This window comes from Lujinxingia vulgaris (genome assembly GCF_007997005.1).
Taxonomy (GTDB): Bacteria; Myxococcota_A; Bradymonadia; order Bradymonadales; family Bradymonadaceae; genus Lujinxingia.
Genome location: NZ_VOSL01000020.1, coordinates 1 through 19140 on the forward strand (window position 1 = coordinate 1; position 19140 = coordinate 19140).

13 protein-coding genes are annotated in these 19140 nt (G+C 66.0%); 9 read left to right on the forward strand and 4 right to left on the reverse strand.

Annotated elements, in window-relative coordinates:
- On the forward strand, window positions 1-2686 hold a 2686-nt coding region (locus FRC96_RS04230; protein ID WP_230469865.1), incomplete at its 5' end, for a DUF3857 domain-containing protein.
- The gene (locus FRC96_RS04235; protein ID WP_146973076.1) at window positions 2683-6549 is read left to right on the forward strand and encodes a tetratricopeptide repeat protein; all 3867 of its coding nucleotides are present in this window, start codon (window positions 2683-2685) and stop codon (window positions 6547-6549) included. The genes FRC96_RS04230 and FRC96_RS04235, both read left to right, overlap by 4 nt.
- Before the next feature lie 21 nt (window positions 6550-6570).
- On the opposite strand, the gene FRC96_RS04240 is transcribed toward FRC96_RS04235, so the two are convergent.
- Together FRC96_RS04240 and FRC96_RS04245 are read right to left on the reverse strand one after the other, a co-directional pair.
- Window positions 6571-7800 carry a vWA domain-containing protein gene (locus FRC96_RS04240; protein WP_230469866.1) on the reverse strand — a complete coding sequence of 410 codons (1230 nt, stop codon included), beginning with the start codon at window positions 7798-7800 and terminating at the stop codon, window positions 6571-6573.
- An 8-nt stretch (window positions 7801-7808) separates the two neighbouring features.
- Window positions 7809-8618: an AAA family ATPase gene (locus FRC96_RS04245; RefSeq protein WP_146973077.1), complete on the reverse strand. Its 810-nt coding sequence runs from the start codon at window positions 8616-8618 to the stop codon at window positions 7809-7811.
- 202 nt (window positions 8619-8820) lie between these two features.
- Here FRC96_RS04245 and FRC96_RS04250 point away from each other — a divergent pair, with 202 nt between their 5' ends.
- Both FRC96_RS04250 and FRC96_RS04255 read left to right on the forward strand, forming a co-directional pair.
- On the forward strand, window positions 8821-9750 hold the full coding sequence (locus FRC96_RS04250) for a hypothetical protein (RefSeq protein WP_146973079.1): 930 nt from the start codon (window positions 8821-8823) through the stop codon (window positions 9748-9750).
- Between the two features lie 220 nt (window positions 9751-9970).
- Entirely contained in the window at window positions 9971-10735 is a 765-nt protein-coding gene (locus FRC96_RS04255) for an MBL fold metallo-hydrolase (protein WP_146973081.1), read from the forward strand.
- A 75-nt stretch (window positions 10736-10810) separates the two neighbouring features.
- Here the strand turns inward: FRC96_RS04255 and FRC96_RS04260 are convergent, their stop codons facing one another.
- A complete protein-coding gene (locus FRC96_RS04260) occupies window positions 10811-12145 on the reverse strand; it encodes an ABC1 kinase family protein (protein WP_146973082.1) in 1335 nt (444 codons plus the stop codon).
- A 92-nt stretch (window positions 12146-12237) separates the two neighbouring features.
- On the reverse strand, window positions 12238-12795 hold the full coding sequence (locus FRC96_RS04265; protein ID WP_146973085.1) for a hypothetical protein: 558 nt from the start codon (window positions 12793-12795) through the stop codon (window positions 12238-12240).
- Between the two features lie 188 nt (window positions 12796-12983).
- Here FRC96_RS04265 and FRC96_RS04270 point away from each other — a divergent pair, with 188 nt between their 5' ends.
- The 5 genes from FRC96_RS04270 (at window position 12984) to gshB (ending at window position 19076) form a co-directional block, all read left to right on the forward strand.
- On the forward strand, window positions 12984-14174 hold the full coding sequence (locus FRC96_RS04270) for an ATP-binding cassette domain-containing protein (RefSeq protein WP_230469867.1): 1191 nt from the start codon (window positions 12984-12986) through the stop codon (window positions 14172-14174).
- Window positions 14167-14877: an ABC transporter permease gene (locus FRC96_RS04275; RefSeq protein WP_146973088.1), complete on the forward strand. Its 711-nt coding sequence runs from the start codon at window positions 14167-14169 to the stop codon at window positions 14875-14877. The genes FRC96_RS04270 and FRC96_RS04275 overlap by 8 nt, the downstream gene beginning before the upstream one ends.
- Window positions 14878-14930: 53 nt before the next feature.
- On the forward strand, window positions 14931-16664 hold the full coding sequence (locus FRC96_RS04280; RefSeq protein WP_146973091.1) for a GldG family protein: 1734 nt from the start codon (window positions 14931-14933) through the stop codon (window positions 16662-16664).
- A 12-nt stretch (window positions 16665-16676) separates the two neighbouring features.
- Window positions 16677-18050 carry a DUF4340 domain-containing protein gene (locus FRC96_RS04285; protein ID WP_146973093.1) on the forward strand — a complete coding sequence of 458 codons (1374 nt, stop codon included), beginning with the start codon at window positions 16677-16679 and terminating at the stop codon, window positions 18048-18050.
- Between the two features lie 81 nt (window positions 18051-18131).
- Window positions 18132-19076, forward strand: a complete 945-nt coding sequence (gshB, locus tag FRC96_RS04290) for a glutathione synthase (RefSeq protein ID WP_146973096.1) — start codon at window positions 18132-18134, stop codon at window positions 19074-19076.
- Window positions 19077-19140: the final 64 nt, after the last annotated feature.

A 19140-nucleotide genomic window follows, 5' to 3' on the forward strand; every position in this document is an offset into this window, starting at 1 on the left:
TGGGTTGGAGGGTGGCGCGTTGGGCGCGGCCCAACACGCCGAGGTGCTGCTTGAGGCCGCGCCGCTCTTTGAGGAGCGCTGGCGGCAGGTCAGCCTGCTGGAGCGCGCGCGCGAGCTCTGCGCCGAGGACGACGCGTTGTGGGAGCGCGTCTCGCTGGCGCTCGCGGCGGCCTATGGCGAGGGCAGCTCGCGGGCCGAGTGGCAGCGCCAGCGCACCCTCCTCGAAGAGGTTGTGGCGGCGCGCCCGGGCTCGCTAAACGCCCTCCTGGCGCTTGCGGAGCTTTACGAGGATCGCGGGCTTGAGGGGCAGGCTTTAAGGCTTCTGGAGGGCTGGCAGGGGCCTCCCGAGGGCGATCGTGAGGGAGTTGTGGCCTTGGTGCGCGCGATGATCGACGCGCATGAGGCTGCAGGCGACCTGCGGCGCGCGCGCGAGCTGCGCGAAAGCGTGCTTGACCAGACGCGGTTCTCCGGCGCGTACCGCTGGGAGATGATGAAAGAGGCCCTGGCCGAGGGGGCGCTCGATCAGGCGCTGGCGATCGCCCGGGAGCGCTGGGAGACCAACCCCTGGTCGTCGGCCTGGGGGCTGCAGGTGGCCCGGGCGCTGCAGGCCCGTGGCGAGTTGGAGGAGGCCGGGGAGGTGATCGAGACGCTGATCGCGCGCAACCCTGGCGAGGCCTCGTTGTGGGAGCGTAAGGCCGAGCTGCAGCTTCTGCAGGAGGATCGGGCGGGGGTGGTCGAGGCGATGGAGCAGGCCCTGAGCCTGCGCCCCCAGGACAGCGCACTACGCGGCCGCGCCGAGCTGATGCGCCCGCCCGGCGCGAACTTCTACGATGCCTGGATCGAAGAGGACGTGCGCCAGCTGGCCGAGGCCCACCCGCCAGGCCCCCACGACTACGACATCCTTATCGACCAGGCTGTCGTCGAGGTCGGCCCCACCGGGCTCGCTCGCCGATTTGTGCAACGGGTGGAGCGAGTGATCGACGCGCGCGGTGTTCAGAGCGCGCGGCAGATGGGCGTCTCGTTTCAGTCGGGTGATGAGCGCGTGGAGGTGCTGGGCGTGCGGGTGCATAAGGCCGACGGCACGCTGAGCGAAGACTACGACACGTGGCGCAGTGGTCAGGCACGCAAGCAGTCGACGACGTACAACGATCGCGAGCAGATCAACCTGCGCGCGAGCAATGTGGAGGTGGGCGATCTGGTGGAGTACCGCTACGTGGTCCACCAGGTGGCCAATGAGAACTTCCGCGGCGACTATTTCGGGGCGGTGCGCTACGTGCAGCACGGCCGCCCGGCAGCGCTGGTGCGCTACGCGCTGCTCTACCCCGAGAGCTGGGAGCTCTATTTTCGGCCGCCGGCGCTCACCCACGAGGTTCGCGATGACCTCACTCCGGCTGGCGAAGCGGTTGAGGGCATGAAGTCACGCAGCTTTGAGCTGCGCGAGGTGCCGCGGGTCTACACCGAGCGCGACCAGCCCGGTTACACCGAGATCTACGACTACATCATGGTCTCCAACAAAGCCGACTACGACGCCATCGGGCGCTGGTGGTGGGGGCTGATCGAGGAGCAGCTCGTGGTCGATGATGCGATCCGCGAAGAGGTCGGACGCCTGACCTCCGGGCTGCAGAGCGACGAGGCGAAGGTCGAGGCGATCTACGATTACGTGGCGCGCAACACCCGCTACCTGCACGTTGGGCTGGGCATCCACGGCTGGAAGCCCTACCGAACGTCCGCGGTGATGCGAAACCGCTACGGCGACTGCAAAGACAAAGCCGCGCTCCTCAAGGTGATGCTCGAAGAGGCCGGCGTCGACGCCGAGATGGTGCTCGTGCGCACGCGCCGCTTAGGTGAGGTCGACGGATCGGTGGCAAGCATGCACGTCTTCAACCACGCGGTGACCTATGTGCCCGGCCTCGACGTCTTTCTGGACGCGACCGCCGAGTACAACGGCGCGTTGGAGCTGACCTCGATGGATCAGGGCGCTCAGGCGCTGATCGTCGAAGACGGCGGGCAGACCCGCTGGGTGACGATGCCCATCGACGCGCCGGAGCAAAACCGGCTCTTGCAGCGCCTGGAGATCGACCTTCGCGGGGAGCGCCCCGTGCTGCGCGGTGAGGTGGAGGCGCTGGGCTCGCGAGCGGTGCGCTATCGCCAACTTCTCGAAGATCCGCAGCGCCGCGATGAGGCCTTTGAGCGCGAGCTCGCCAGGCGTTATCCGGGCGCCACACTCACGCGCGCCGACTACGAGGGCATTGAGACTCTGGGCGCGCCAGCAAAGGTGCGTTTTGAGGCCGAGCTTAGCGACGTCGTGCGCGGTGAGGGGGAGGGCTACCTCTACCCGCTGGCGGCCCCCGAGGACGCGCTGGGGGCCTATGCGGCCGAGAGCACGCGGCGCCAGGATCGGATGTTCCGTGTGCCCTTCGCCGAGAGCACGCAGATGCGCTACGTGCTCGGCCCGGGCCGCGCGGTGGAGCGGGTGCCCGAGGATGTGGAGGTGCGCTCGAAGTTCGGCGATATGCGCGTGCGCTACGCGAGCGCCGGCGACGATCTGGTGGTCGAGGTGGACTTTAGCGTCAAGGTCCAGCGTGTCCCGGTCGAGGAGTATGAGGCGTTTCGCGCCTTTGTGAGCGAGCTTCATACGGAGCTCAACCAGACGATTCGGCTTGTGGGTGAGGGAGGTGTGCGATGAAGAGCGCGTCGAGGATGCTGCGGGCGCTTTTGCTCGCGATGATGGCGGCGTGGGTGATGAGCTGCGCCAGCGCCTCTCCCACCCCGTCCACAGACTGGCGATTTGAGGCCGGCTCACCAGCAGCGGCGACCTTTGAGGCGTGGCTTCATGGCGAGGAGGTCGACACGTCGGAAGACGCCGCCGGGGTGGAGGCGCTGCTCACCGCCGGGGAGAGCGCGCTGTGGGAGGGCGATAAAGAGCGGGCCTTTGAGATCTTCTCGACGATGCTTCGCGAGCATCCCGCTCATCCGCTGCAGCGCTACGCGGCGCTGCGCCTGGTGGAGCTGGTTGATGAGGTGGTGGAGGGACCACAGCGCCTTGAGGCCTGGCTGGGGCAGGTGCGTTATGAGGGCCAGGGGGTGTTGACGCAGGTGGAGCTCAGTCGCCTGGCGGGCGCGGTGGCGCACGCGCGCTGGGAGCGCAGCGATGTGCGGGCGCCCTTTGCGCTCCGCAGCGCCGGGGTGCCGATGGCCTGGCGGGTCAGCCCGTTGATGTCGCCCTGGCGGCTGCTGGATGTTGACACGGTCTATTCGCCGGAGCAGGGCGGATGGCTGGGCGATCAGTACCGCAGCCCCCAGATCGCGCGGCCTTCGCCGGCCAACTGGCGGCCCACGCGGCGCGTGGCCCTGGGGCGCGCAGGTCAGGGGTTGGGGTTGGGTGAGAGCGGCGTCTATTACCTGGAGGCAACGCTTCAGGTCGCCGGACCCGATGCGCAAGAAGTCGCCATATTTGGGGACTTCTCGGCCGCCACGAAGGTCTGGGTCGGCTCAACGCCGGTGCTGGAGCATCGCGAAGAGGACTATGAGGCGGGGCGCTACGTGCGTCGGCTGCGCGTAAAGCCAGGCACCCATCGGGTGCTGGTGAAGATGGCGTATGAGGCAGGTTACCGCGACCGGCTCGATCTGCGCGTGGTGCCCGCCGCCGGCGCGGTCATGGGGGAGGAGCGGGTGCGCTTTGTGGAGACGCCGCCGGTGCGGGAGCGGCCGGAGGTAGGGCCGGTCGAGGTGATGGGGGAGGTGCAGCGAAGCTGGGAGGTGGAGCCCCTCCACGCGGTGGCCAGGGCGCCCTCGCAGGCCGGCAGCTCCGGGCTGTGGTGGGCGGCGGTCAGCGCGCTGGAGGCCGGGGAGACGCAGGCGTTTGAGACGATCGTGGGCGCGCTGGCGTCGCGCAGCGACGGTGAGCTTCCCGCCCCGGCCGAGCTCTTAAGGGCCGAGCAGGTGCTTACGCGGTGGGATCTTCCCGGTGATCTGCGTGACGCCGAAGCCCTGATGGCGGTGCGCCGCGCCCACACGCTCCGACCGCAGCTCTTAAGCGTGCTCGTGGCGCTGGAGCAGAGGTTGCGCCGCGGCGGAAGTGATGAGGAGCGCCGCCGGGTGTTGGAGGCCGCCCGCGATGCGGCGATCGATGGGCAGGGAGAGCTGCGCGATCTCGGCCCGCTCAAGGCCTGGGCGGGCTATGTGGCCGGCCAGGGCGTGCGCGCGGTGGCCGAAGAGGCCTGGCGCGAGGTGCTCGCCGTGGCCCCCACCGACTGTGAGGCCGCCAAAAAGCTGCAAGATCTCTATGCGCTGCGCTCCTACGCGCCGCATCCCTCCGAGATCTCCGAGGGGTGGGAGGCCTGCCCCGCGCTTTACGGGGCGTGGGTGCAGGCGCGCGGCGACGCCTTCGACGAGCGGCTGGCCTGGCTGGAACTCCAGGCCGCTCGCCAGCCGCTGGAGGTGTCCCGGCAGGTGGAGCTCGCACGCTTCTTACGCGGCGTCGGCCAGGAGGATGAGGCGCTTGAGGTGCTGGCCGCGGCTCGAAAGGCGCAGCCCTGGGAGACGCGGCTGTGGCTGGCCGAGGCCGATCTGCTCTTAAGCCTGGGGCGCACCGATGAGGCCCGCGCAGCGCTCTCTCGCGATCGCGAGCGCTACGGCTCGACGGCCCGGGTGGACTGGATGATCCACGAGATCGACGGGGAGCTTCCCCTTCAGGATGCGATGCCCGACGGGCTGGCCGCGGCGCGGGCGGAGTTTGCCCGCGCGCCCCTTGCTCCGGCAGGGGAGGGGCAGGAGGTTGGCCTGGCGAGCGGGGGAGAGCCCGGTGCCATGGCGCTCGATGAGGCGTATTACGTGCTCGACTATGCCGCGCGGCGCTACTTCCCGGATGGGTCGAGCTGGACGCTGACCCACACGGTGGTGCGCCTGATGACCCGCGGGGCGATCGACCGTTACGCCGAGGTGGAGCTTCCGCGCGGGGCACGCCAGGTGCTCGTGCGCACGATCAAAGCGTCGGGGGCGGTGCGCGTGCCCGAGGAGGTCGCCGGCAAGGGCACGCTGAGCATGCCCGGGCTGGAGCCGGGCGATATGATCGAGGTCGCCTACCTGCAGCACGACGGCCCCGGGACGTTTCGCACCCATATCGAGGGCATGCGCTTCTTTTTTCGGATGGCCGATATCTCCACGCGCCACAGCGAGTATGTGATCCTGGGGGCGGATGACCTCGGCTTCATCGCGGCCAACGGCGCTCCCGGCGCCGAAGCGGTCGAGATGGGGGGGGTGAAGGGGGTGAGGTTTGTGGCCACCGACCAGCGTCGGCCGACCCCGGAGCCGCTCACCGTCTCCAGCGAGGAGTTTCTGCCCTGGGTGCAGGAGTACCGCGTGGGCGTGGAGGGCGGGGCGATCGAGTCGGACCGCCGCTACGTGGTCAACGCGCTGATGGCCAGCGATCGTGTGGGGCCGGGGCTCAAGGCGCAGGCCGCGCGCTGGCTGGGGCGCCCGCTGCGCGATACGCAGAAGGCCACCGACGCCGAGGTGCGCGAGCTCTTTGCGCAGGTCTCGGAGGCCTTTGCGCAGCCCAGCCCCCTGGCGCTGACCACCGACGCCAACCACGCGGTGCTGCTGGGGCGCGGCAGCCCGCTGGTGGTGCTGTGCACGCTGTATCAGCGCCTGGGCGTCGACGCGGAGATCTACCTCGCGCGTGGCCAGGAGCAGCCCGATGCTCGCCATCCGGTGGGGGACTTTAACCGCTACCGGCGCGGACTTCTGCGGGTCGTGCTCCCCGAGAGTGAGGCTGTGGTGTGGCTGGAGGCCGCCGGACCCGACGCGATGTTCGGGGCGGTCGACGGCGATGTCGAGGGGCAGCCGGCGCTCTGCGTGAGCTGCGCCGACTACGAGGAGGTGCGGGTGGAGGGCGATGCGGCGCGCCGCCCCTCGCGCGCCATCGCGGTGGAGGGGGAGGTCGATGACGAGGGCACCCTGCGCGCCGTGGCCACCGCCACCTACGGTGGCATGCGGGCGGTGCGGGTGCGCGGGGCGTTACGGGCCAGAAGCGATGAGGCCGATCGCGACCGCTACATCGACGCGATCGCCCAGGAGCTCTTCAGCGGTGCCAGGGTCGAAGCGTACGAGGTGCAAAACGCCTCGGAGGTCGACCAGCCGCTGCGTCTGACGATCACGTTGAGCCGCGAGGGTTTTGCGCGCCAGGCCCAGGATGGCTGGGTGATCGACACCACGCTCTTTGCCGACGAGCTCGCCAGCATCTACGCCTCACGCGACCGGCGCCAGCTGCCGATGCGCGTGGGCTATGAGCGCTACCAGACGTACGCGCTGCGGCTGCGCCTGCCCGAGGGGGCGAACCTCGACGAGGCGACGCTGCGGGCCACCGATCTCAATCTGGAGGGTGCGAACGGTAGCTACACGCGCCGAAGTCGACTGGAGGGTGGGGAGCTGCGGGTGGACACCGAGGTCGCGCTGCCTCGCCAGCGGGTGATGCCCGAGGAGTATGAGGCGTTCCGGCGCTGGGCCATCGCGGTGGAGCAGAGCGCAGGCTTGGTGGTTCGCTACTGATTGTTGTTTGGTTTCAATGGTTTAGCGGATCTTTGAGATGGCCGCGTCGAGCCCCTCCAGCGTGAGCGGGAACATCTCGAAGAGCTGGCCAATCTGGCGGGTGGTGTAGCTTCCCCACCAGCGCGGATCGTCGGGGTTGATCCAGGCGGTGCGCGGCACCCGCTCGGCCAGGCGATTGAGCCAGGTCCAGCCCGACTCCTCGTTGAAGTGGTAGTAGTCGATCGCCCCGCCCGGGGCGGTCAGCTCGGTGGGGGCCATGGCCGCATCGCCTACGACCACGCAGCGCCAGGAATCGTCGACCGCGGCCAGAACTTCGGCGGTGGGTTTACCCTGGCGGCGCTCCATGTCGGTGTAGAGCGTCTCGTAAAAACAGTTGTGGAAGTAATACGCCTCAAAAGCCTGGAAGTGATGCGCGCGGTTGGCCGCCGAGAAGAGCAGGCTTGTGAGGTGGGTGTGCGGGGTCATCGACCCGCCGACGTCCATTAAGAGCAGGAGCTTGAGGCGGTTATGACGCGGTGGGCGAAAGACCAGCTCGATGTCGCCGGCGTTTTTTCCGGTGGCCTCAATGGTGGCGTCGAGGTCGAGCTCGTCAGCGCGCCCTTCGCGCGCCAGATCGCGAAGTTTGCGCAGCGCCAGGCTTATCTGGCGGGTGTCGAGCACAAGATCGGTGCGCAGGTTGCGAAAGCGGCGCTCGGTGGCCACCTGCACCGCCGAGCGGTTCTGGCTGGCGCCGCCCACGCGGATGCCCGCCGGGTTGTGGCCCGAATGTCCGAAGGGGCTGGTGCCGCCGGTGCCGATCCAGCGGTTGCCGCCGTCGTGACGCTCGTCCTGCTCAGCCAGGCGATCTTCAAAGGCCTGGCGAAGCTCGTCGAGGTTCATACGCTCCAACTTCGCCAGCTCCTCGGCGGTGGGCACCGGGAGGTCGGCGGCCTGGTCGAGCCAGGTGAGCAGCTCGTCATGAAGTTCGCTGCCGGTGTGCTCGGGCTGGAAGGGACGATCTTTAAAATAAGCCGCAAAGACCTGATCGTAGAGGTCGAAATGCTCGGCGCGTTTGATCAGCGTGGCGCGCGCCAGCACGTAGAAGCCGTGGAGGCTCTCGCGGGCCAGGCCGGCCTGGAGCCCCTGGCAGAGGGCCAGAAACTCGGTGGTGGAGACCGGCACCCCGGCGCGGCGCAGCAGGAAGAAGAAGTCGATGAACATCGCGGTCGTCTGGCGAGTGGGAAGTCGTGGCGAGTGGAGAGCGTGCGGCAAGCGCGCGCTCAGCGGCCGCGGGTGAAACGCGTCAGGTCGGCTTCTTTTTTCAAAAGGACGCCCAGAAAGGGGATCTCGTTGTCGAGCACATCGGGGCTGAGGCCGGCGCGAAGCATCGCGCCGATCCAGTCGACGAGCTCGCTTGTGGAGGGGCGTTTTCGCAGCTGGGGTTGCTCGCGCAGCCAGTAAAACTTCTTGAGGCAGGCGTCGAGGAGCTGGCGATCGAGCCCGGGGTGGTGAACTTCAACAATCGAGCGCATCAGCGCGGGGTCGGGGAAGTCGATGTAGTGGAAGATGCAGCGGCGCAAAAACGCATCGGGCAGCTCTTTCTCGGCGTTGGAGGTGATGATGATCAACGGGCGATGGCGCGCCACAACCTCGCGGCCGGTCTCGCTGATCGTAAAGCGCATCTGGTCGAGCTCATGGAGAAGATCGTTGGGGAATTCGACATCCGCCTTATCGATTTCGTCGATGAGCACCACGGCGCGCTCCTCGCTCTCAAAGGCCTGCCCCAGCGCGCCCAGCCTTATGTAGTGCTCGATATCACTGACATCGCCCTCGCCGAACCTCGAGTCGTTGAGGCGCTGGACGGTGTCATAGTGGTAGAGGCCGTCCTGGGCGCGGGTGGTCGATTTGACGTGCCAGCGCAAGAGGTTCAGCCCCAGGGCTTCGGCCACCGCATAGGCCAGGAGCGTCTTACCGGTGCCCGGCTCGCCGCGGATCAAAAGGGGCTTCTGCAGGGCGGAGGCGATGTCGACGACCTGACGAAGCTCAGGGCTGGCGATGTAGCTGTGGGTGCCTTCAAAGGAGGTGCTCATAAGGATCTTGGGGAGGGGGGATCGGGAAGCGGGGATGAATCGCGCCAGGGCGCGCAGCGTCTGGACTTTAACGCAGCCTTTGCGATGGGCGCCAGCCTCGCGCAGGGCGTGTGCCGCTCGGCCCGGCGGTCTTGACCTCGGGCGGGCTCATGTTAGGGTTGGCGAAGCTACGAGACGTTGTACGAAAAGGACCTTTTTGCGCATGACAACGAGTCGACATATTGCCGCCAGCGCGCTGGCGCTCGTTCTGCTGATGGGCTGCTCGGATGAGGAGCCCGGGGCTGAGATCGGCGCTCCGGTTGAAGATTCTTTCACCGAAGCGGTGCGCTACGGGGCGTTGACCGCCGAGTTTCTCTACCCGCGGGCCTGGGAGAGCGAAGGCGTGGCGGTTCAGGCGCACTTCATGGACGCGCGCGGCGTGGCCGTGGGTCCGGCGCTGGATGCGCTGGAGATGTGGCGACCGATCCGCGGGCTGCGCTCGGGGAGCTGCGAGCAGGTCCTGACGAGCCGCGCGCCGATGAGCGATGGGGCCGCCTCGCTGCATCTTCTCGATGTGGGCGCGATCGCCGTCGAGGCGCCCGTGGCCGACGCGAGCCTGCCGCCCCGGCGCCTTCCTGATCTTCTCAACGCCTTCTACGGTGTGGTCTACGGTAGCGAATACAGCTGGGAGAGCGACGCCGAGCTGCTCGATTACTTCCCCGGCGCCACTTACCGCTTCGCCGCTCCCGGTGGTCCGCTGGCCGGTGCGTTTGACGTCACCCTGCAGGCTCCCGACCCCATGGTGCTCGTGGGCCTTAACGGCCAGGAGCTCCGCGATCAGGCCGGCGCCGAGGTCGACGGGGAGCGCCCCGTGGAGCTCGTGTGGGATGTCGCCGCCAACCCCTCCCAGAGCGACGTGTACATCGATATCAGCGCCGGCTACGGCCCCGACCGCCTGCGCGTGCAGTGCCGCACCGGCGACGACGGCGCCTTCAGCGTGCCGCAGGCCTCGCTGGCTCCGCTCTGGCAGGAAGCCGGCACGCTGGAGATGGTGGTACGTCGGGTGCGTCACCAGCCCGTGCAGCTTGAAGGGCTCGATGAGACCGACTTCTTCTTTACCACCGCCGACCGCTTTGAGCTCAGCCAGCGCTGAGTCGGTCTGGCGAGATGGCGCAGAACAACGCGATTCATGAGGATCGAAAAAGACCGGCCGGAAGGCCGGTTTTTTTTGCTCAGGGTCTGGATGGTGTTGGTGAAAAGTGAAACGGTTTCAAGGGCTTATGGTGGTTTTGTGTGGCCCCTGTGTCGGTTGTTTCACGCGTGAGGACGCTGCCCGAGAGGTGCGGCTTTGAAGATGATCCGAGAGGGATGAGATGGCTTTTGAGCTTTGCATCAACGGGGTGGGCGACGCGTTCTCCACCCGGCATTTTGGCACCAACTTTCTGGTGCGTCGCGGCGACTTTGTGCTGGCTGTCGATTGTCCCGATCTCTACCGCCGCGCGCTGGCCGAGAACCGCTTTGCGCCGCCGCGGGACGACGAGGGCGACTATCTGGATGTGGATGGGATCAGCGCGATGATCCTCACGCATCTGCACGGCGACCACGTCAACGGGCTGGAGATGGTTGCGGCCTACCGGCGTTTTGTGCGCGGGGGTGTGCTGCCGCTGCACGCGAGCGAGGCGGTCCTGAAGGATCTCTGGGAGCGTCGCCTGGCGGTCTCGTTGGGGGTGATGTGGGACGGCAGCGCATATGTGAACTACGGGCCCGAGACCTACTTTGATCTTCGGGAGCTTTCGGCCGAGGCACCGAGCGCGGTGGGGCCGTTTGATGTGGAGACGCGGCTCACCATTCACCATCTTCCCACCACGGCGCTGCGCATCAGCGATGGGGATGTGACCCTGGGGTACTCTTGCGACACGGCCTTTGATGAGGGTTTGATCGACTGGCTCAAAGACTGCGACGTGATCTTACATGAGACGAGCCTGGGGCCGGCGCATACGCCGCTCTACAAGCTGATGGAGCTGCCGGCCGAGGTGCGCGAGAAGATGCTGGTGGTGCATTACCCCGATGATCTGGTGGGGCTGGAGATCGAGGAGCTTCGTTTTGCGCGGCAGGGCGAGGTGATTCAGGTGGGGTGAGGCGATCCGGTGTGTGGCGAGCACAAAAAAAGAGGCGCCGGAGCGCCTCTCTTTTGACATCCATGAATCGGCCGTTCACCAGGCCGTCTTGCGCTCCAACGACGAGACCTCAAAGACATAATCGGCCACCAGATCGCGCCAGGGTACCCGCGGGGTAAACGTGCGCAGGTGGTCGTAGTAGCCGCCGACCACGCGGTTCAAATAAGCGATCTGCACCGGGAGTTGGAAGCTGTTGATGTACTTGATGGACGCGCGCAGACGCTTCGGCGCCCGCTCGTGCAAATCGGCGTTGGCGAAGTCGTAGATATGCTCGCTGACGCAGGGGGTCATCATGTCTTCGCGCCAGGCCACGTAGAAATCTCGCGGGACCGGGGGGCCGTCGACCTGGCGGGCGCCGATGCGGACCATGGCGTCTTCCATCGCGTCGTAATCTTCGTTCATGCCGGCGGCGATGATGTCGGCAAAATCGCGGGCGACCTCCTCGGAGACGTGTTTTACGCAGCCGAAGTCGTAGAGCACGATCGAGCCGTCCGGGCGAAAGGCGTAGTTGCCGGGGTTGGGATCGGCGTGCACCGCCCGGTGGCGAAAGATCTGCGAGAGGGACATCCGGTAGAGGCGCTCGCCAATCTGATCGCGGACCTCCTGCGGGTAGGTCGCGAGCTCTTCGAGGCGGTCGCCCCCCTCGAAGGTCAGGGTGAGAACACGCTGAGCGCTGCGCTCGCCAACGACCTCGGGCACCACGATGTAGTCGTCGTCTTTATGAAGCTCGGCGAAGAGGCGCACGTTATCGGCCTCATTGCAGTAGTCGAGCTCTTCGTGGAGGCGGTCGCGGATCTCTTCAAAGAGGGCATCGAAGGAGCGGCGGTGGTTGCGGTTGATGCCGCTCATCTTCAGGACAAATTTGAGCTGCTTTAAGTCGGAGTCGCAGGCCTCATCGACGCCCGGGTACTGGACTTTGACGACGACGTCGCGGCCATCGTCGGTGACCGCGCGGTGCACCTGACCGATCGAGGCCGAGGCGAAGGGCTCTTTCTCAAAGCTCTTAAAGAGCAGCTCGGGAGGCTGGCCCAGCTCGCGCTCGATCTGCTCGGCGATCACCTCGTAGGGCATCGGCGGGGCGTCTTTTTGCAGCGCTTTTAAAGGCTCGGAGAGCTCTTTTGGTAGAAGATCGGACCCGGCCGAGGCCATCTGACCGATCTTCATCACCGCCCCCTTCAACTCGCCCAACGTTTTGGCGATGAGCTCCCCATTGGCGAGGTTGGCCGTCTGGCGGGCCTGCTCGGTGGCTTCTTCGTCTCGAAATACCGAGGTTACGCGCTCGCGGGTGTAGTTTGTGGCCACCTTCGCCGTCATTGAGGCCAGGCGAGCGAAGCGTTTGGTGCGGGAGACGGGGCCTTTATTTTCGGACATGGTACGGCTCAATCATGGGAGGTGCGGTGGGCGCAAGGTGCGGGCGTCGTCTCAGGGCGATGCCGCGACTCTAACGGGTAAGCGCGTGGGTTTCATCCGCCGGAGGTGATGATCGCCTCGATGTTGCGAGTTACCTCGATGTGGCGGGGGTTGCCGCGGGCAAGGCGCACAGCGAGCGCGCGCCGGATCTGGGCGAGCGCCTCGTCGCGACGCCCCAGCGCGTGGTAGCAACGCGCGCGGGCTTCGGCCAGAAAGTCCGTATACATCTCAAACCCCTGATCAAGCTCATCTTCCAGCGCCTCAAGGGCGGTTGCGGCGCGCTCAAACTGACCGGCCTGATGGTCGATCATGGCGAGTTTGAGCCGGCACAAGAAGTGGGCCTTCGCGCGTCCGAGGTCTTGCCAGATGTCGATGGCCTCCTCTTTGGCCGCGCGGGCCTCGTCGAAGCTGCCGGCCAGGCGCAGGGCCTCACTCAACTTCTGAAGGGCGCGGCCCAGGTGGGCTGTGTTCTCGGTGGTGGGCTCGGCGGCCAGGAGCGGCCGGAGCGCGGCGGTGGTGGTCTCAAGCTCTTTGAGCAACGCGTGCAGCTGCGCCTCATCGCGGGCTTTTTCGCGAAGATCGTGAGGCTCAAAAAAGGTGGGGATCGACATGGGCGACCTTAGAGGTCAGGGTAGGGGGGATCGTCTGGAATAAAAAAGTGCGGTGCCGAAATTACGCGGCCTGCACACCCTCAGCGCGCGGCAAAATGTCGCGCCACTCGGCGTCCGGGGTAAGGCCGGCGCCCTGAAAAACCATCGACGAACGCGATCGTTTCATGAACCTGTAAGTATTGAGGATGATGATGGAGACGGGCTCGACGAGCGGCGCCACCGGCGCCGAGAGTATCGTGGTGGAGAACCTGCACAAGCGCTACGGCGACTTTGAGGCGCTGGGCGGGATCAGCTTTTCGATCAACCCCGGGGAGATCGTGGGGTTTCTGGGGCCAAACGGCGCCGGAAAGACCACCACGATGAAGATCCTGACCTGCTTTATGTCGGCCTCCGGTGGCAGCGCGAGCGTGGCCGGCTTTGATGTGCATAACGACGCCACCGAGGTGCGACGGCGCGTGGGGTACCTGCCGGAGAATGTGCCTCTTTATGACGAGATGATCGTCTTTGACTACCTGCGTTTTGTGGCGGAGCTGCGGGGCGTTGCAAAAGGTCGGCGTGAGGAGCGCATCCGCGCGGTGGCCGAGCTCACCGGCCTGGAGCAGGTGATGGGGCGCACCATCAGCGAACTTTCGAAGGGTTATCGCCAGCGGGTGGGGCTGGCGCAGGCCATCATTCATGAGCCGGATGTGATCGTGCTCGACGAGCCCACCACCGGCCTCGACCCCAATCAGATCATCGAGATTCGCGACGTGATTAAGACGATCGGAAAAGAGAAGACGATCATCTTCTCGACCCATATTTTGCAGGAGGTGACCGCGGTCTGCGATCGCATCATCATCATCAACCGCGGGGAGATCGTGGCCGACGGCTCGTTGCATGAGCTGGAGGCGCGGGTGGCCAGAGCCGAGCCCGGGCTCGTGGTCAGCTATGAGGGGGAGGCCACCGACGCGCTCTACGCCTGGCTTTCGGGCCTCGGGGGCGTCGAAGGTGTCTCGGAGGTGGGCGGCCGGCCGGGGAGCTGCACCTACCGGCTCAAAACCCTCGATAAGGCGACCACCCGGCGCGCGCTCCTGGCCGGGGAGCCCGGGGTGGCCCGCGAGCTTCTGGAGCTGCGCGAGGCCGAGCCCACGCTGGAGGCGATCTTCCGCCTCTACACCGGTGGGGAGACCGAGGAGGGGGCGAGCCTTGTGAGCGTGCCGGCAAGCGCCGCGACGGCTTCAGAGGAAGGCGACGAAGTCGTTGCGCAGCGCGGCGAAGCGCCTGTTGAGGCTTCGGTAAAAAACCTCAACGCGAGCGACGCGGAGGTTTCTGAGAGCATGGCCGAGGACGCGGCGACCATGGACGAAACATCTGAGCCGGAGGAGGTCTCTCGTGGATAAGATCTGGATGGTGACCCGGCGAGAGCTGGGGACGTATTTTAACTCGGTGGTGGCCTATATTGTGGTGATCTTGTTTCTGGTGATCACCGGGGCGCTCTTCTGGCTGAACTTCTTTCAGGAGATCAGCGTGGTGTCGCTGCGCGGGTTCTTCTCGCAGGCGCCGCTCTTTCTGGCGTTTTTTGCCCCGGCGATCACGATGGGGCTTCTGGCCAGCGAGAAGCGCTCGGGCACCCTGGAGCTTTTGATGACGATGCCGGTGAGCGATCTGCAGATCGTGGTCGGCAAGTTCCTGGCGGCGGTGGGTTTGCTGGCGGTCGTCTTTCTGATGACCCTGGTCTACCCGCTGACCCTCTCGATGCTCGGCGATCTGGACTGGGGGGCGGTGGCCGCGGGCTACATCGGGCTGATGCTGCTCGGCGGGAGCTATGCGGCCATTGGCCTTATGGCGTCGAGTTTTACGCGCGACCAGGTCGTGGCGATCCTCGTGGCCTTTTCGATCTGCTTCTTCCTCTACCTCATCGATCAGCTGGTGGGGCAGGCCTCCGGCGTTGCGGCGCGCAGCGCGGAGTACCTCTCGACGAGCTACCACTTTGAGAACATCGCCCGCGGGGTCGTCGATGCGCGTGACGTCTTCTACTACCTCTCGCTGATGGCGGTGAGCCTGGGCGTGGCCACGCTGAGCGTGGGCGCCAGGCGTTGGTAAGCGGGAAGACGACGTGATGATGAGCGACTTTGAGATGGTTGAGGAGCGATACGATGCGTGAATCCAAATCCAATTCCCAGGCTTCGGACCGGCGCCGGCGCGCGGTGAGCGGAGCCAACGCGGTGGTGATGGGCGTGCTTCTGGTGCTGATAGCGGTGGCGGCCAACGCCCTGATGAGTCAGACCTTCTGGCGTCTCGATCTCACCGAAAATCAGATCTACACCCTGAGTGAGCCCAGCCTCGCCGCCGTCGACGACCTCGATGAGCCGGTGGAGGTGCGCGCCTTTATCTCGCCGGATCTTCCGGCACCGTTTCATAACTTGAGCCAGGATGTGGCCGACCTGCTCTCGGAGTATGAGGCGGCCAGCGGCGGGCAGCTTTCGTTCAAGATCATTGCGCCCGAAGACAGCGCGGAGAGTGAGGAGGCCGCCGCAGGCTTTGGCATTGAGCAGGTGGCCATCGGTCAGCAGAGCGAGTCGGAGATGTCGCTGCGCGCCATTTATAAAGGCGTGGCTTTTATCAAGGGCGATCAGAGCGAAGTGATTCGCGATCTTCAGACCACCGGGCAGCCGGAGCTCGACAACTTCGAGTATGAGTTCACCAAGGCCCTGCTCAACCTGCAGCGGCCTGAGCCGCGGCGAGTGGCCTTTGCCAGCGGTGCGGGCGGGCCGGTGGCCGAGCCGGGCTTTGTGCAGAGCCTGGAGCAGGTCTTTTCGCAGCTTTACGGCAGCCTCATTAAGGCCACGACCTACGATCTGAGCCGTGGTGAGCCGGTGCCGGAGGATGTGCACGCGCTGGTGCTGCTCAACGTGCAGGGGGATGTGAGCGAGGAGGCGCTTTTTGCCATCGACCAGTTTTTGCAGCGTGGGGGCAGCGTGGGGTGGTTCCAGAGCAGCTCGGTGGTCGATGAGGCGATGCAGCGCCAGTTGATGCAGCAGCTGCAGCAGAACCCGCAGTTTGCCGGTCAGCTGCCCACGATGCGCAAGCGTTTTGACTCGAACCTCATTGAGCTTTTTTCGCATTACGGCATCACGTTGCGCGCCGACACGGTGATCGACCGGGAGCGCGCGCTCTCCTTTAGCCTTGTGGCCACGCCTCAGGGGCTGGCGCGGGTGAGTCACCCGGGGAGTTTTTCGATCACCGACATCGATACGAGCCTGCCCTTTATACGCGGCTTCTCGACGATGGCGCTGCCGGTGCCCTCAAGCCTCGTGATCGACGAGGCGCTGCGCGGCCAGGAGGGCCTGGAGTTCCACGAGGTGCTACGCACCTCATCCGGCTCCACCCGTTTGCCCTCGCCGCCGAGTGATATGAGCTACCAGACCTTTATGGAGCCCGCGGCCAGCGAGGAGCCCGGGCCTTTTGTGGTGGCGGCGACCGTGCAGGGGGAGCTACCGAGTTATTATTCGGATAATCCGCTGCCGCAGGGGCGCGCCGAGTCGGATCTTGTGCGTGAGACGGAGGCGGGGCGCGTGCTGGTGGTGGGAAGTGGCGACTTCTTAGGGCCGCAGCGCGAGACGGGTTTCGATGAGCGCCTGGCCGGGCTGGGGGCGCAGTTCTTTTTGAGCTCGGTGGAGTGGCTGGTCCAGGACAGTGCGCTCTCGGAGATTCGCGGCAAGGCGATGCCCAGGCTCATTGGGGAGGTGAGCCGGGAGCAGCAGCGCTCGATTCAGTTTGCCAATATCGTGATCGTGCCCTGTTTTTTTGCGCTACTAGGGATCTTCATGATGGGGCGGCGCCGGCGTCGTAAAGAGGCGCTGAGCCAGTGGATGAGCAGCTCCAGGTAAGTGAGGTCAACGATGGTACAGAAACATGTGTGGATTGCCGCCGGGGTGCTGGCGCTCCTGGTGGGCGCGTTTTTCGTGACGCGCGACGCGCCGCCGAGCCAGGTGGACGCGGCGTTGGTGGTGGAGGCGCCCTCGACCCTGGGGCGTCTGGAGTGGGATCGGCCCGGAGACGAACGCGTGGTGCTGGAGTCGCGGGCGAGCGGCTGGTGGCTGACCTCGCCAGTGGAGGCACCGCTGAGCCGGCAGGCTGGCGATGAGGTCGAGCGGGCGTTTGGTCAGACGCTCAAGTCCGATGATCTTCGTTTTGAGATGAGCGAGGACCGCACCTTCGGACTATCTGAGGACGACGTCGTTAAGGTCGCGATCTTTGAGGCCGGGCAAAGCGACCCGATGACCGAGCTTCGTGTGGGGGAGGAGATTCAGGTGCCCGGCACGGGCGTGGCCCGGACCTTCGCGCAGGTTGAAGGCAAGGAGAAGATCTACCGTTTGCAGGCGGCGCTGGGTGAGCTCGTGCGTCAGCCGGTCGACGATCTTCGCTCGCGCAGCATCGTCTCTCTGGGCGATGAGGCGCTGCGTTCGGTGCAGTGGTCCCATGCCGATGGGCATCTTCTGAAGATCGAGCCGGCAGCGGAAAGCAGTGAGACACGTTGGATGCTGGCCAGCCCGCAGGTCGAGATGGCGCTGGATGCGGCGACCGTGGGTCGTGTTGTGAACACGCTCTCGCGGCTTAACGCACGCGACTTTGTGGATGAGGGCGACGCGCAGCTGGAGGCGCTGGACTTCGACGCGCCGGCGGTCACCGTGACGCTGGAGACGGGCTCGAAGAAGGTGGAGCTCGCTGTGGTGCGCCAGGGAGAAGGCGACCAGGCAAAACTCTATGTTCGCCGCGCGGGTGATGGGCAGGTCTTTGAAGTAGCCAGCAGCGCGCGGACAGCGCTTCTGACGCGGATGCTCGACGTGAAAGATCGCGCGGTGATGCCGATGGCCTCCGACGCGATGACGAGCATTGAGCTCGCGGGCGACGATCGCGTGCGCCTGGTCAAAGACGATGAGGGCGTGTGGACGATGGCGCGCCCCGAGGGGGTGGAGGTCGATCCGAGTGAGGCGTCGGCGCTGGCCAGCTGGCTGGGGGCGCTTCGCGCCGAGCGCTGGGTGGAGGAGATCGACGATCGCGAGGCGGGCCTGAGCCCGGGGCAGCGAAGCTCGGTGCGGGTGAGCGCCGCCGATGGCGAGGAGGTTCTTTATCTGGGCGCCTCGGTCGATGATCTGAGCGGCGGGCGTTATGCGCGTCTGGCTTCGAGCCCGGCGATCTTTGTGTTACCCGAGAGCGCTCTGCGGCGTCTTACGCAAGACGCCGACGCCTTTGCGGCGCCGAGCGATGGCTGAGTCTAACCCCCCGGGGCGATGCGTTCGCCCCGACTTCTCACGCGTCTTTTAAAGGCGCGCGATGCGCAGACACGAGGATCTATGAAGATCGCCTATGTGATGGACCCTTTAAGCCAGGTCAACGTCTTTGCGGACACGACCTTCGCGTTGATGCTGGGCGCTCAGGCCCGCGGCCACGAGGTCTTTTATGTGCGCCCGGGGTCGCTGGAGGCCCGTGGCGATGAGGCCTTTGCGACGATTCAGCCGGTGGAGCTGCGTCAGGAGCCGGGTAACGCGGTGAGCTTTGGGGAGGCGCGCCACGTCTCGCTCGATGAGGTCGACGCGGTGTGGATGCGCAAAGATCCGCCCTTTGATGACACGTACCTCTATGAGGCGATGCTGCTGGAGCTGGCCGAGGAGCGGGGCACGCTGGTGCTCAATCGCCCGCGTGGGCTTCGCGACGCCAACGAGAAGCTCTACGCGCTGCATTTCAGCGAGCATACGCCCAAAACGCTGGTGTCGAGCCACGCCGAGGCGATTAAGAGCTTTGCCGAGGAGGTGGGCGGTCGTGCGGTGCTCAAGCCACTCGACGGGCACGGGGGCTCGGGGATCTTTGTGATCGGCACCGAGGATCGCAACCTCAACGCGATGATCGAGGTCTCCACCGCCGGGGGCACGAAACGGGTGATGGTGCAGGAGTATTTGCCGGCGGCGCGCCAGGGCGATAAGCGCGTGATCATGCTCAATGGCGAGCCGCTCGGCGCGATTCTGCGCGTGCCACTGGAGCAGGAGCATCGCAGCAATATTCACGTCGGCGGGCGCGTAGAGAAGACTTCGCTCAGCGCGCGGGAGCGCGAGATCTGCGAGGCGGTCGGGCCGCGCCTCAAACAAGACGGGCTCTACTTTGTGGGCCTCGACCTGATTGGCGAGCGCCTCACCGAGGTCAACGTCACCAGCCCCACCGGCATTCAGGAGATGAGCCGGCTCGACGGCATCGATGGGCCCGATGTGGTGATGCGCTGGATTGAGGATCGGCTGGTCGACTAAAGCGTGCGGCTGAGTGTAGAACTTGCTTTATGTGGGTGGGCGTTTAATTACAGGGCCGGCCCGC

What these genes read in the sequence shown, in the direction of transcription:
- FRC96_RS04235 (WP_146973076.1), top strand. Translation starts at nt 2,683, where the DNA reads ATGAAGAGCGCGTCGAGGATGCTGCGGGCGCTTTTGCTCGCGATGATG.
- FRC96_RS04245 (WP_146973077.1), bottom strand. Translation starts at nt 8,618, where the DNA reads ATGAGCACCTCCTTTGAAGGCACCCACAGCTACATCGCCAGCCCTGAG.
- FRC96_RS04250 (WP_146973079.1), top strand. Translation starts at nt 8,821, where the DNA reads ATGACAACGAGTCGACATATTGCCGCCAGCGCGCTGGCGCTCGTTCTG.
- FRC96_RS04255 (WP_146973081.1), top strand. Translation starts at nt 9,971, where the DNA reads ATGGCTTTTGAGCTTTGCATCAACGGGGTGGGCGACGCGTTCTCCACC.
- FRC96_RS04260 (WP_146973082.1), bottom strand. Translation starts at nt 12,145, where the DNA reads ATGTCCGAAAATAAAGGCCCCGTCTCCCGCACCAAACGCTTCGCTCGC.
- FRC96_RS04265 (WP_146973085.1), bottom strand. Translation starts at nt 12,795, where the DNA reads ATGTCGATCCCCACCTTTTTTGAGCCTCACGATCTTCGCGAAAAAGCC.
- FRC96_RS04270 (WP_230469867.1), top strand. Translation starts at nt 12,984, where the DNA reads ATGATGGAGACGGGCTCGACGAGCGGCGCCACCGGCGCCGAGAGTATC.
- FRC96_RS04280 (WP_146973091.1), top strand. Translation starts at nt 14,931, where the DNA reads ATGCGTGAATCCAAATCCAATTCCCAGGCTTCGGACCGGCGCCGGCGC.
- FRC96_RS04285 (WP_146973093.1), top strand. Translation starts at nt 16,677, where the DNA reads ATGGTACAGAAACATGTGTGGATTGCCGCCGGGGTGCTGGCGCTCCTG.
- gshB (WP_146973096.1), top strand. Translation starts at nt 18,132, where the DNA reads ATGAAGATCGCCTATGTGATGGACCCTTTAAGCCAGGTCAACGTCTTT.